The sequence below is a fragment of the Olleya sp. YS genome (assembly GCF_029760915.1).
Classification (GTDB): domain Bacteria; phylum Bacteroidota; class Bacteroidia; order Flavobacteriales; family Flavobacteriaceae; genus Olleya.
The window spans coordinates 511,851-525,802 of record NZ_CP121685.1 but is presented as its reverse complement, the minus strand read 5'-3'; the positions used below and the strand labels follow the sequence as shown (position 1 = coordinate 525,802).

At 32.1% G+C, this 13,952-nt stretch carries 12 protein-coding genes and 1 riboswitch; of the genes, 6 read left to right on the top strand and 6 right to left on the bottom strand.

Annotation, left to right across the window (positions count from 1 at the left end):
* Position 1 precedes the first annotated feature (1 nt).
* Positions 2 to 1,105, bottom strand: coding sequence for an acyl-CoA desaturase (locus tag Ollyesu_RS02525; protein ID WP_279302233.1), 1,104 nt, complete (start codon positions 1,103 to 1,105; stop codon positions 2 to 4).
* Positions 1,106 to 1,240: 135 nt separating this feature from the next.
* Between Ollyesu_RS02525 and rsmG the strand changes: the two genes are divergently transcribed.
* Positions 1,241 to 1,870, top strand: coding sequence for a 16S rRNA (guanine(527)-N(7))-methyltransferase RsmG (rsmG, locus tag Ollyesu_RS02520; RefSeq protein WP_279302232.1), 630 nt, complete (start codon positions 1,241 to 1,243; stop codon positions 1,868 to 1,870).
* Positions 1,871 to 1,926: 56 nt separating this feature from the next.
* Here rsmG and metK read toward each other — a convergent pair whose 3' ends face one another.
* A complete protein-coding gene (metK, locus tag Ollyesu_RS02515) occupies positions 1,927 to 3,180 on the bottom strand; it encodes a methionine adenosyltransferase (protein WP_279302231.1) in 1,254 nt (417 codons plus the stop codon).
* A gap of 372 nt (positions 3,181 to 3,552) precedes the next feature.
* Between metK and Ollyesu_RS02510 the strand changes: the two genes are divergently transcribed.
* The 5 genes from Ollyesu_RS02510 to Ollyesu_RS02490 all read left to right on the top strand — a co-directional run bounded on the left by Ollyesu_RS02510 (position 3,553) and on the right by Ollyesu_RS02490 (position 10,879).
* Positions 3,553 to 6,132 carry a phosphoenolpyruvate carboxylase gene (locus Ollyesu_RS02510; protein WP_279302230.1) on the top strand — a complete coding sequence of 860 codons (2,580 nt, stop codon included), beginning with the start codon at positions 3,553 to 3,555 and terminating at the stop codon, positions 6,130 to 6,132.
* A gap of 189 nt (positions 6,133 to 6,321) precedes the next feature.
* Positions 6,322 to 6,446: riboswitch (SAM riboswitch) on the top strand.
* A gap of 118 nt (positions 6,447 to 6,564) precedes the next feature.
* Positions 6,565 to 7,857: an O-acetylhomoserine aminocarboxypropyltransferase/cysteine synthase gene (locus Ollyesu_RS02505; protein WP_279302229.1), complete on the top strand. Its 1,293-nt coding sequence runs from the start codon at positions 6,565 to 6,567 to the stop codon at positions 7,855 to 7,857.
* 80 nt (positions 7,858 to 7,937) lie between these two features.
* A complete protein-coding gene (locus tag Ollyesu_RS02500) occupies positions 7,938 to 8,957 on the top strand; it encodes an alpha/beta fold hydrolase (protein WP_279302228.1) in 1,020 nt (339 codons plus the stop codon).
* Between the two features lie 34 nt (positions 8,958 to 8,991).
* Complete coding sequence (locus Ollyesu_RS02495) at positions 8,992 to 10,083, top strand: acyloxyacyl hydrolase (protein WP_279302227.1); 1,092 nt, start codon at positions 8,992 to 8,994, stop codon at positions 10,081 to 10,083.
* Between the two features lie 52 nt (positions 10,084 to 10,135).
* Positions 10,136 to 10,879 carry a DUF2807 domain-containing protein gene (locus tag Ollyesu_RS02490; protein ID WP_279302226.1) on the top strand — a complete coding sequence of 248 codons (744 nt, stop codon included), beginning with the start codon at positions 10,136 to 10,138 and terminating at the stop codon, positions 10,877 to 10,879.
* Between the two features lie 61 nt (positions 10,880 to 10,940).
* Here the strand turns inward: Ollyesu_RS02490 and Ollyesu_RS02485 are convergent, their stop codons facing one another.
* The 4 genes from Ollyesu_RS02485 to gldA form a co-directional block, all read right to left on the bottom strand.
* Positions 10,941 to 11,417: a hypothetical protein gene (locus tag Ollyesu_RS02485; protein WP_279302225.1), complete on the bottom strand. Its 477-nt coding sequence runs from the start codon at positions 11,415 to 11,417 to the stop codon at positions 10,941 to 10,943.
* 150 nt (positions 11,418 to 11,567) lie between these two features.
* Positions 11,568 to 12,128 carry a hypothetical protein gene (locus Ollyesu_RS02480; RefSeq protein WP_279302224.1) on the bottom strand — a complete coding sequence of 187 codons (561 nt, stop codon included), beginning with the start codon at positions 12,126 to 12,128 and terminating at the stop codon, positions 11,568 to 11,570.
* Between the two features lie 153 nt (positions 12,129 to 12,281).
* The gene (locus Ollyesu_RS02475; RefSeq protein ID WP_279302223.1) at positions 12,282 to 12,818 is read right to left on the bottom strand and encodes an HD domain-containing protein; all 537 of its coding nucleotides are present in this window, start codon (positions 12,816 to 12,818) and stop codon (positions 12,282 to 12,284) included.
* 145 nt (positions 12,819 to 12,963) lie between these two features.
* Positions 12,964 to 13,857 carry a gliding motility-associated ABC transporter ATP-binding subunit GldA gene (gene gldA / locus Ollyesu_RS02470; protein WP_279302222.1) on the bottom strand — a complete coding sequence of 298 codons (894 nt, stop codon included), beginning with the start codon at positions 13,855 to 13,857 and terminating at the stop codon, positions 12,964 to 12,966.
* Between the last annotated feature and the right edge of the window lie 95 nt (positions 13,858 to 13,952).

The window sequence follows — 13,952 nt, the reverse complement described above, 5'->3', positions numbered from 1 at the left end:
ATTAGGCTTGTAGCGTTGCTGGCTTCATTCCCATTTCTTTTAAATATTTAAAATGAGCAGCAATAGCTTTACGTGTGGTTTTATATTCGTTGTATGGTAAATTAAATTCTTTAGCGGTAGATTTTACTATCTCTGCTATTTTTCCGTAGTGAATGTGACTAATATGCGGAAAAATATGATGTTCTACTTGATGGTTTAATCCACCAGTAAACCAATTAATAATTTTGCTTTTTGCACCAAAATTTACAGTTGTTTTTAACTGGTGAATGGCCCAAGTATTTTTCATGGTACCATCTTTTTCTGGTAATGGCATTTCAGCTTCATCCATAACGTGTGCTAATTGAAACACAACACTTAAAATTAAACCAGCAGTGTAATGCATAATAAAAAAGCCTAGTAAAATTTTCCACCATGCTAAGTCAAAAAATAATATTGGAATTATTATCCAAATAGATACATAGATAATCTTTGAAATTACCAACTTACTCCAATTTACTATTGGATTGGGTAATTTACCATAAGCTAATTTACGTTTCATATAACGTTTCATTTGCTGAAAATCTGTTGTAATGGCCCAATTTATTGTTAGTAAACCGTATAGTAACACAGAATAGTAATGTTGGAATTTGTGATGTTTTTTCCATTCTGAATGTTTAGAAAAACGTAAAATTCTTCCAGCTTCTAAATCTTCATCATGTCCATGAATATTTGTGTAAGTATGGTGTAACACATTGTGTTGAACTTTCCAGTTGTAAGCATTTCCTGCTAAAATGTATATACTACTTCCCATTAAACGATTAATCCATTCTTTATTAGAAAAAGAACCGTGATTACCATCATGCATCACATTCATACCGACACCTGCCATACCAATTCCCATAACTACAGTTAAAAGTAATTGTGCCCAACCAGGTAGATCAAGGCTCATGATTAAAAAGTAAGGTGCTAAAAATATAGTGAACATAATTATGGTTTTTAACCATATGCGCCAATCACCTGTACGCTTTATGTTGTTATCTTTAAAGTAATCGTTTACACGTTTATTTAATGTTCTAAAGAATTTTGCAGAGTCTTTTCTTGAAAACGATAGTGTTTGCTTTGTCATTGATACTATTAATTTTGTTATGATAACGCAAAATAGCGAAATTTCATATGTGGCGTAAAGATAATTAATTAACTAAAACAGAAGCTCCCTTTTTTGTGTTAAAATGTATATTTTTGCCGAAAATTAATATCAACTATGGAGCTGATTTTAAAGTATTTCCCTGATTTAACACCTTTACAAATAGAACAGTTTAAAAAACTAGAAAATTTGTACAAGGATTGGAACTTGAAAATTAATGTTGTGTCAAGAAAAGATATAGACGAGTTATATTTACGTCACGTCCTACATTCTCTAGCAATTGCTAAAGTTATCCAATTTAAAGCAGGTAGCTCTATGATGGATGTTGGTACTGGTGGAGGTTTTCCAGGAATACCATTAGCTATTTTATTCCCAGATTGTAACTTTCATTTAGTAGATAGTATCAATAAAAAATTAAATGTGGTACGAGAAGTTGTAGCTGGTTTAGGTTTAGAAAACGTAAAAGTCACACACAGTCGCGTAGAGGAGATTAAAGAAACCTATGATTTTATTATTAGTCGTGCAGTTGCAGCAATGCCAACTTTTGTACATTGGATTAAAGGCAAAGTGGCTAAAAAACAGCAAAACGAATTAAAAAATGGTATTTTATATCTTAAAGGAGGTGATTTAACAGAAGAATTACAAGATTATAAAACCACAACCATCTATAATATATCTGATTTTTACAAAGAAGATTTTTTTGAAACAAAAAAAGTAGTCCATTTACCTATTAAATGGAAATCATAATATAAAAAAAACCCGAATCTTATACGTTTCGGGTTTTTTGTAAGTATAATTGAAAGTTATAAGCCAAATTCAGCTTTTACTTTATCAACGTAGTCTAATTTTTCCCACGTAAATAGCTCAACGTCTAGTGTTACATCCTCACCATTAGGTTGAGAAAACGTTTTTGTTACTGTTTCGTTTTTACGTCCCATGTGTCCATAAGCAGCTGTTTCGCTGTACATTGGATTGCGTAATTTTAAACGCGCTTCAATAGATGCTGGTCGCATATCAAAGACTTTAGAAACTTTTTCTGCAATTTCACCATCGGTCATATTAAATGGGCAAGTCCCATAAGTATCTACAAATATTCCCATAGGTTCAACCACACCAATTGCGTAAGAGACTTGTACTAGTATTTCATCACAAACACCTGCAGCAACTAAATTTTTTGCAATATGTCTAGTAGCATACGCAGCACTTCTATCTACTTTACTTGGGTCTTTTCCAGAAAACGCACCACCACCATGGGCACCTTTTCCGCCATAAGTATCTACAATAATTTTACGACCAGTCAACCCAGTATCACCATGTGGTCCACCAATAACAAATTTTCCTGTTGGGTTAATATGGTAAGTGATATTATCGTTAAATAACGATTTAATAGTTTCAGGTAATTTAGCAACCACTCTTGGTATCAAAATCTCTACTATATCTTTTTTGATTTTTGCAAGCATGTTTTCTTCTGCATCAAAATCGTCATGTTGAGTAGAAACTACAATTGCATCAATACGTTGTGGGACATTATCATCACTATACTCTATAGTAACCTGACTTTTAGAATCTGGTCTAAGGTAAGTAATGTCTTTATTCTCACGACGTAATTCTGCTAATTCTAATAAGATTTTATGAGATAAATCTAAAGCAAGTGGCATGAAGTTTTCAGTCTCTCTAGTAGCATATCCAAACATCATTCCTTGGTCACCTGCACCTTGTTCTTCTTTACTGGCTCTGTCTACTCCACGATTAATATCGTCCGACTGCTCATGAATAGCACTGAATACACCACAAGAATTTCCATCAAACATATATTCGCTTTTTGTATAACCAATTTTGTTTATGGTATCTCTCGCAATTTTTTGAACGTCTAAATAGGTGTTAGATTTTACTTCGCCAGCTAAAACAACCTGTCCAGTAGTGACAAGGGTCTCACAAGCTACCTTACTGTCTTTGTCAAACGCTAAAAAATTATCGATTAGTGCATCACTAATTTGATCTGCAACTTTGTCTGGATGTCCTTCAGACACACTTTCTGATGTAAATAAATACGCCATTATTTTAAATTATATTGTTATGTTGAGATTTGACGACAACGTCTAAGGAAGTTTGCACTGCCTTTAGCATTTTTGTTTCAGCTAGATGTTTTCTGCTTCAGAGGTTGCAATCAGTCAAATCCGTCCTCTTAATTTTTCGAGCGACAAAAATAAGAAAATAAAGTAGTTATAAAAGCGACTTTGAGTTAAAAAAAGTAAAAAGTATAAATCATAAGATTTTTTTTGATTCATTAAAATCAAAATTTGACTTTTAAATTATGTAATTCTTATTAAGAAAACGATTTAGTATAACAATTCGTAAAATCTTTAGCTTCATACTTTTACTAAAAGATTGTTCATTAACTTTATAGCTTATATAAACTATAAATTGTTATGCCTTTACAGCCTAAACTAACTCGTTTTAATCAAAATGTATTATCAAAATACCAGATTTATAATGGTATTTTTATGACACTTCCTTTTGATACGATAACAAAAACAGGTGTCTTGCTTCCTTTGTTTCATGAAACTTGTAAAAAAGGATTTGATAATGGAGATAATCCAACAGTTATTGTAGATACCTTCTTTAAAAAATATCAAGCCAGACGATCTGACAAAAGTAAAATAGATTTACTGTTTCGTTTTATTCAATATATAGAAAGACAAGTAGTATTGTTTGATGCTATTGAAGATGCTGCATTTCCAGTTGTTAATAATATGGATGGTATTGGTACGCTTCGTAGTTTAAAAGAAAGCGCTACTGCAGATGGAAAACTCGATAAATTGCGTCAGTATTTAGAAGAGTTTAAGGTAAGAATTGTGCTTACTGCACATCCAACACAATTTTATCCTGGTTCAGTTTTGGGCATTATTACTGATTTGACAGAAGCACTTAAAGAAAACGATTTACTACGTATTAACGATTTATTAGCTCAACTAGGAAAAACCCCTTTTTTTAAACACAAAAAGCCAACACCTTATGATGAAGCTGTAAGTTTAATCTGGTATTTAGAGAATGTGTTTTATAAGTCTTTTGGGAAGATTTATGATTACATTCAACAAAACATTTTTGAAGGACAACATATAGATAATGATATTATCAACATTGGCTTTTGGCCAGGAGGAGATAGAGATGGAAACCCCTTTGTAACACCTGAAATAACTTTAAAAGTTGCCAAAAGATTAAGAGAAACAATTATAAAAAACTATTATCGCGATGCTAGAAATTTAAGAAGAAAACTAACCTTTGTTGATGTAGAAGATAAGATAGTTGCACTAGAAACGCAGTTGTATAAAATAGTTTTACACGAACCTTCAAATTTAACTTTAGACAGTTTTGTTTCAGAATTAGAAAATATCAAAAAAATTATTATCGATAAACATCAATCATTATATGTTACTGAGATTAATAGCTTAATAAATAAAGTTCATCTTTTTGGATTTCATTTTTCTACATTAGATATCAGACAAGATAGTCGAGCACACCATAAAGTTTTCACGGATATGGTTAATGTAATGATTGATAGCGGAAGTACTATTTTTCCAAAAAATTATCAAGATTTAAACGAAAAAGAGCAAGTTGACATCTTATCTAAAGTAAAAGGAAAAGTGGATTTGTCATTAATAAAAGACGAAGAAACTTTAAAAGCTCTACGTACTATGGAAGCCATAAAAACTATTCAAAGTACAAATGGCGAACGCGCTGCAAATAGATACATCATTAGTAATAATCAAACAACGCTAAATGTTATGCAATTGTTTGCAATGCTAAAATTGGTTGCATTTCAAGATGATTTAACAGTTGATATTGGACCATTATTTGAAACTATTACAGATCTTGAAGTGTCGCATAAAGTCATGGAAGACTTATATACCAATCCAGCATATGCTGCGCATTTAAAAAAACGTGGTAACAGACAAACTATTATGTTGGGCTTTAGTGATGGTACAAAAGATGGTGGATATTTAATGGCTAATTGGGCAATTTATAAGGCTAAAGAACGCTTGACTGCTATCTCTAGAAAATATGACGTCACAGTTATTTTCTTTGATGGACGTGGTGGACCACCAGCAAGAGGTGGAGGAAAAACACATAATTTTTACGCCTCTTTAGGTCCAACAATTGAAGATAAAGAAGTTCAGTTGACTATTCAAGGACAAACCATTAGTTCTAATTTTGGGACGTTAGATTCCTCACAATATAACCTAGAACAATTAATTAGTTCTGGTATCCATAATAGTTTAAGTGATGCAGATTTGCGTATGGTCCCAGAAAACCGAGTGGTGATGGATAATTTAGCGAAGCTTAGTTATCAAGCGTATGTAGATTTTAAAAGTCATCCTAAGTTTATTTCATATTTAGAGCATATGAGCACGTTAAAATATTATGCTAAAACCAATATTGGAAGTCGACCATCTAAACGTGGTAAAGCAGAAGGTTTGGTGTTTGAAGACCTGAGAGCTATTCCATTTGTAGGATCTTGGAGTCAATTAAAACAAAATGTACCAGGGTTTTTTGGTGTTGGCACAGCCTTAAAATATTATGAAGATGCAGGCGAGTTTGAAAAGGCTCAAAGACTATTTAAAACGTCAAGTTTCTTTAAAACCTTGATTGAAAACAGTATGATGTCCTTATCAAAATCGTTTTTTGATTTAACCAAATATATGAGTGATGATCCAGAATATGGTGAGTTTTGGAATGTTATTTATAATGAATATAAAACTTCAAAGCGTCTTATATTAAAGCTTACTGGTTATGACGAGTTAATGCAAGAAGAACCCTCTGGAAAGGCATCTATTAGAGTTAGGGAATCCATAGTATTGCCATTATTAACTATTCAGCAATATGCCTTAAAACAGATTCAAGAATTAGAGAAGGAAGAAACTAAGGATACAGACCTAATTGCAGTGTATGAAAAATTGGTAACAAGATCTTTATTCGGAAATATCAATGCAAGCCGAAATTCAGCATAAAAAACAAATGATGACACCTAAAGTTTATTCAAGTAATTCCGAAAATTATTTTGTTTAATTATCAAAATCCAACTATTATTCTATTTATTTACTTTTATCATAAAAATTCAGAAAAATAATTGGTTTTACTTGTTTGTAAAAAATATATTTTGCAATATTTGTATTCACAAAGTTCAAAAACTTACTGAAATGTTATCAAGAAAGGTGGAGGGATTAGACCCTTTGAAGCCTTAGCAACCCTTAGACATACTAAGAAGGTGCTACATTCTACTTGAAAACGCAAGATATTTTTTGCGCATTCAGATAGATAACTCACACGTAATTACTCATCTGTAATTAGGTTAATTTCTTATAACATTTTTCTATTAAGTACGCTTCATAAGAGGCTTCTTTGGCTTTTGGTTTAATTTATTAACTCAAAAAACTAGAAAAATGAGTACACAAAAATTTGCAACCCAAGCGTTGCATGCAGGACACGACACAGCACAAACTGGAGGAACTAGAGCAGTGCCAATTTATCAATCTACAGCATACGTTTTTGATGATTCAGATGATGCAGCTGGACGTTTTAACTTGTCGGTTCCAGGATTTATTTACACTAGATTAAACAATCCTACTAACGATATTTTAGAGCAACGTATTGCTGCTTTAGAAGGTGGTATTGCAGCAGTAGCAACAGCTTCTGGGACAGCTGCTATTAGCACGACCTTACTAACATTGTTAAAAGCAGGTGACCATATTGTTGCATCTAGCAGTTTATATGGAGGAACATATAATTTACTTAGCGTTACGCTTCCAAGACATGGGATTACAACTACGTTTGTTGACCCTTCCAATCCGGAGAATTTTAGTAAAGCTGCACAACAAAATACACGTGCTATATTTGTAGAATCTTTAGGGAATCCAAAATTAGATGTTTTAGATATTGAAGCTATTTCAAAAGAAGCTAAAGCACACAAAGTTCCACTAATAGTAGACAATACAGTAGCGACACCATATCTGTTAAATCCAATTGAGTATGGAGCAAATATTGTTATCCATTCACTAACAAAATATATTAATGGTAACGGAACCTCACTTGGAGGCATCATCGTAGATGCAGGAACTTTTGATTGGACAAATGGCAAATTCCCAGAATTTACAGAACCATCAGCAGGTTATCATGGTTTGGTATATAGCGAAGCTATTGGTCCAGCAGCTTTTATTGCAAAAATAAGAATTGAAGGCTTACGTGATTATGGTGGTGCTTTAAGTCCGTTTAATGCATTTCAAATTATTCAAGGTTTAGAAACTTTAGAATTACGAATTTTAAAACATTCTCAAAATGCTTTAGAATTAGCAAAATGGTTACAACAACAACCTGAAGTGACTTGGGTGAATTATCCAGGTTTAGACAATAGTAAGTATAACCATTTAGCTAAAAAATACTTACCAAAAGGACAAAGTGGAATCGTCACTTTTGGTGTAGAAGGTGGTTATGAATCTGCAAAAACTATAGCAGACACAACAAAGCTATTTTCATTGTTAGCCAATATTGGTGATACAAAATCATTAATTATTCATCCTGCAAGTACAACACATCAACAATTAAGTGATGACGCACAAGAAACTACAGGTGTGACCAAAGACTTAATAAGGTTGTCTGTTGGGATTGAGAACGTCGACGATTTAAAAGCCGATTTAAAAGACGCATTTGCAGTTGTTAAAAAAACAGTTTTAATATAATTTGATTTTAGTTATTTAACCGAAATAGCTTCACATTTTAAAAGCCATTTTAATGTGAAGCTTATTTCAAAATTTTTAAAATGCAACATTTAAAATATATAAACATTACCAATTACAACCTCCAAAATGGTAAGACAGTTGATATCAAACTGTCTTATCAAGTATTTGGTAAACCATTACATACAGCACCAATTGTTTTAGTTAATCATGCTTTGACAGGAAATTCTAATGTTGTAGGAGCTGATGGTTGGTGGTCTGATTTAATTGGAGATAATAAATGTATAGATACACAACACTATACTATTTTGGCATTTAATATTCCAGGAAACGGATTTGATAATACAGAGGACCATTTGATTGACAACTATAAAGATTTTACTGCTAGTAGCATAGCCCAAATTTTTGTAGAAGGATTAAATCAGCTATTAATCAATAAGCTTTTTGCAGTTATTGGAGGTTCTGTTGGAGGCGGAATTGCTTGGGAATTAGCGGTCTTACAACCAAATTTAATACAACATGTCATTCCAATTGCAACCGATTGGAAAGCAACCGATTGGTTAATTGCTAATTGTCATATCCAAGATGCTATTTTAAATCATTCTAGCCAACCTTTAGAAGATGCTAGGATGCATGCTATGACCTTATATCGTACACCAGAATCGTTGACTAGAAAGTTTCAAAGAACGCAACAATCTGATACGTTGTTTGAAGTAGAAAGTTGGTTAAATTATCATGGCAACCAATTAAGTAATCGCTTTCAATTATCGGCTTATAAGGTAATGAATCAAGTGTTACGAACCATTGATATTACAAAGGGTAGAGGCTCGTTTAAAGAAGTGGCTTCAAAAATAAATTCGTCCATTCATATTATAACCATTAACAGTGATTTATTTTTTAAAGCTGAAGAAAACTGGGAAACCTATATCGATTTAAAATCTGTAAAGCAAAACGTGACTATTGGCGAAATAAAATCCATCCATGGTCACGATGCTTTTTTAATAGAATATGATCAGCTTTCAAAACTGTTACACCCAATTTTTGAAATTGAAAGCTATGAAAAAAAGCACGATTTTAATACGCTAGTGCGTCAAGTTTCTTGATAAAACTATTACTTTTGCGACCTAACTAATTTTAATGAGGTCGATAATTACAGTCTGTATTTTATTTTTCATATTGTGTGTACAAGCGCAAAACGAAAAGACATCTTACACTCTAGATGCTAACGTTTTCTATGGTAATATCACAGAGCACAATAGTGATATCTCTCATTTAATTACTGGTCATCCAACAGGATTTATTGTAAGTTATAATCAAAAAACCTTTGGTAATCAAGCTTGGGAAAGCCGATATAATTATCCAGATTATGGTGTCTCTTTTATATATCAAGATTTAAAAAACCAGTTTTTAGGCGATAATTTAGGTGTGTATGCACACTATAATTTCTACTTTTTTAAACGCAATCTTATGTTTAGAATTGGTCAAGGTTTAGCCTATAATACCAATCCATACGATAAAGTTGATAATTACCGCAACAATGCATTTGGGACTAGATTATTAAGTAGTACCTACTTAATGCTTAATTATAAAAAGGAAAATCTGTTTAATGGTTTTGGACTGCAAACCGGATTGTCTTTAATCCATTATTCCAATGCCAATGTTAAAGCACCTAATAGTTCTATAAACAGCATCACGTTTAATTTAGGTGTTACTTATAATTTAGATGCAGACCACACGCTAGAATATATCACACATGTCGATGACAAATTCACCGAAAACATCAAATATAACCTAGCCTTTAGAACAGGAGTTAACGAGAGTGATATTATAGATTCTGGTCAGTACGCGTTTTACATTCTGTCAGCTTATGCAGACAAACGTTTAAACCATAAAAGTGCTATACAGTTAGGTACAGATGTGTTTTTCTCTAATTTTTTAAAGACACATATTAGGTACAAATCGGTAGCGTTTCCGTTAGATAATGTGTCTGGAGACGAGGATTATAAACGTGTTGGTGTATTTGTTGGTCACGAATTATTTATTAGTAAGACTTCGTTAATTACACAATTAGGATATTACGTGTATTATCCGTTTGATTTTGAAGGACGTGTGTATAACAGAATTGGATTAAAACGTTATTTTAGTAACAAATGGTTTGGCGCATTAACCCTTAAATCTCATGGTGCAAAAGCTGAAGCAGTAGAATTAGGTTTAGGAATAAGACTTTAAAGATTACAACATTGTCATTCCTGCGAAAGCAGGAATCCACAATATAAAAATTATGAAAAACAGTATTTACATAGTATTTTTTATATTATTATTTGGATGCAATTCTAGTAACGCTCCAGACTGCTTCCAAAATGCAGGAGATATTATTCAGCAGGAAGTGGTTGTACCTGAGTTTACTAAAATTACTAGTTTTAAAAATGTCGAATTATTTGTCACTCAAGGTGTCACACAAAGTGTTGTAGTTGAAACAGGCGAATTTTTAATGGATGATATAGAAATAATAGTCGAAGACGATAGACTGTTGTTAAAAGACAATAATACCTGCAACCTAACCAGAGATTACGGAATCACCAAAGTGTACGTAACTACACCAAACCTTACCGAAATTAGAAACAGTAGTACCTTAGACATCCACAGTATAGGTATTTTAAATTTTGAAAATTTAAGACTACTATCCGAAGACGATTCTGGAGATTTTTATAACGTTGGTAATTTTAATGTCGAAGTCAATTGTACAGATTTATTAGTGGTCATTAACAATTTAACCACTAACACCATTTCTGGAATTGTAGACAACTTAAAAATTAGTCATGCATCTGGAGATGGACGTTTTGAAGGCAGACACCTTATCGCGCAACATGTTACAATTTTTCATCGTGGAAGTAATGATATTATCGTTAATCCACAGTTAAGCCTAACTGCTAATTTAGTAAGTACAGGAGACGTTATTGCTGTTAATACACCGTTAAGTATTGATATTACAGAGCAGTTTGATGGACGTGTAATTTTTGAGTAAATTATTCCTTGGTAGGTAGGAATCTTATTAGATTTTATTTGTTATATACTAAACTTTGTGCCTAGTTTTTTATCCATTCAAAGTCAATTACATCACGTAATCTATTCAGACTTTCTTTTGATAGAAACTTAAAAGCAAGTCCAATAAATCCGTATCTGATTATTAAAATTTGTCCGATTGCTACTAATATAAAAATAGGATTAGGTTCTTCTTTTCCAGTCAATATTGCTATTATAATTGCAATAATTGGAAAGCAAAGAATAACGCTTAATAAAATCCGAAAAACTTTATGGATTTCTACTTTCACGTTTCCTTTGTCAGATTCAATTGTTCCAGTCATTACACAAAATGCTCCTTTCCCAATTGCAGAAGATATAATCTTAAATTCATTTCCGTTTATAATTCCACGAAAAGATTTGTCGGTTTGCGAAGAAGTCAGATTTTCAGACTTTTCAGTTCTCCGATTTAGTCGATTCAACGTTTCTGCTTGGTCATCGATAAGCTTAAATTTCAGTTCTTTTGTTGGAAATATTTTCATTTTTCAAATTAGGCACAACGTGTTTGGAATTGGTTAGTAGCGTGTTTAAGCACTAAAATTAGCAAATAAAAAGCGAATAGAAAATCTGCGAAAATTTTCGTAGGTAGGCTAGAACTAGTAATAAATTATATACAGTGTTGTAGCCAGTTTTTATTTCAATTCGCCAATAACAGCGCTAACTTCTGTTTTTTCATTCAGTATGGTTATTGGTGGATTCATTTTTTCGTACAAGTCCCAATATTTATCTTCCCAAAACTCATTTTCACCATCTCTTTTTTTAATTTTTTTTCGGATTTCTTTCTCGAGTTCAAGTTCACCCGATTGCTCAATTATTACATCTTGATATTCGTAATAAATTCTTGTTACTTTACCGTTCTTTGCAATAATCCATCTTAATGTAAAAATCCATGGGTCTATGAAAAAATAATTGACTTCGGTATTTAATTCTTTAGAAATTTTCGATACTAACTTTTTTGTTACTTCAAAGTCCCATATATTCCATCTCAAATAAGCCCAATCATTTATTGAGTCAAATAAGATAAATCTTTTTTTATTTTCAACATTTTCGGCAGATAGAAATTCCCAGTCAAAGTCAGCGTCAAAAATTATCTGCTCTTGAAATTCAATATTCAGGCATTCTAAAATTTCTTCTTTAGTTTTCCCTCTTATACAAAAATGATGATTAATTAAATTGTTTATTAGTTCGGTCATTTCTTAAATTGGCTACAACGTGTTTGTGTATAATGTCGTTGCGTTGGTTAGGTTAAATTTAGTAAAAGAAACTAGAACAGAGGAGGAGTAGATACTTTTTCCGAATAATCACAGTACAAGCTATGCATTATACACGTTGTTGTTGCCAGTTATTTATTCAGTGTATTTTTTGTATTCAACTATTTTAGCTTGTAATCTTGTATTCAGATATTCATTTTTATTTTTTAGCATCTCGTTAATCAATTTGGCTTCATTCAGGTAATTCAAAATTTTTTCTTTTCCCCAAAACTTTGGTGGTTCTTGAAGGTTAGTAATTCTGTCCGCTAGTTTAACCATTCCAACTTCATTTTCTAATTCATTAATTCGGTTTAAACTATCTGTCATTTTCTCTTTTTTAGAAGTCAGATTGTCGTTTTTGGTCAAAGCTTGAATTCCCAAAGCTACTTTTTCTCCAAATTGTTCCTTTAGTTCTTTAAATTCAGTTTTGGTATCTTCTAAAGTATCGTGAAGAAGAGCTAATTGTATTGCATAATTTATATCAAAATCTTCATTTTCTTTGTGAGCTAAAATGATTTCCATTGCAACATTTGAAATATGTAACAAATAGTTCGCATCTGTTCCAGGTACTTTTTGATTTTTATGTTTTTCTCCAGCAAACTTTATAGCTTTCTGATATATTTCTTGTGTCATTTGCGTGAGTTTTCTAATTGGCTACAACTCGTTATAAAATAACTTTTATTAACCATATCCCGTAAATAGTTCAGGTTATAGTAATTTTAATTATTGACATCCTATAACTAATAGATGCATCAATTACAGTAACTAAATATAATAATTAAGCAGTCAATTCTCTAAACAAACTTTCTAAACTCGCATTTTTCTGGTTCAATTGTAAGATTTTCAACTCGTTATCATGTGCAAAATCAAACACATGACTACGCATGTCTTCTGTGGTAGAAAAGGTGATTTCGTATATAAAATCATGTGTGTTTTTAACGCTTTTAACGTGTGGTAACTTTAGTAAAAAAGCATCTTCTACTCGGTAATCAAACTCGACAACAACAATTTGCTCCTGACCATCGCGTAATTCTTGTAGTTTTTTATTGGCAACAATTTCGCCTTTATTAATAATAATAACACGATCGCACATAGCTTCTACCTCTTGCATGATGTGTGTCGATAAAAACACGGTTTTGTCTTTGCCTAAGTTTTTAATTAACTGTCTAATGTCTATTAATTGGTTTGGGTCTAAACCTGTAGTAGGCTCGTCCAGAATCAAGACTTCTGGATCATGCAATAACGCATTGGCTAACCCAACACGTTGACGATAACCCTTGGAGAGTTGACCTATAGTTTTATGTGCTTCTGGTGTTAATCCTGTTAAGGCAATCACTTCTTCAACTCTAGCTTTATCAACTTTATAGACACTTGCATTAAAGACTAAATATTCTCTAACGTATTGCTCTAAATACAATGGGTTGTGCTCTGGTAAATACCCTACACTTTGTTGTACCTTTTGGGTTTGAGTGATAATATCATGTCCATTAACTTGGGCTTGTCCTTCTGTAGGTTGGATGTAAGTGGTTAAAATTTTCATCATCGTCGATTTTCCAGCACCATTTGGACCTAAAAAACCAACAATTTCTGGACGATTGATTTTAAAAGAAACATTGTTTAAAGCCTTTTGTTGACCATAAACTTTTGTGATATTTTCAACTTTAATTGACATGGATAAAATTTGTATTCAAAAATAGACATTCTGTAATTTATTCCATAGTTTAATGGTAAATCTTTAAATCTTTCTTAAAAACTACAAAAATAGAG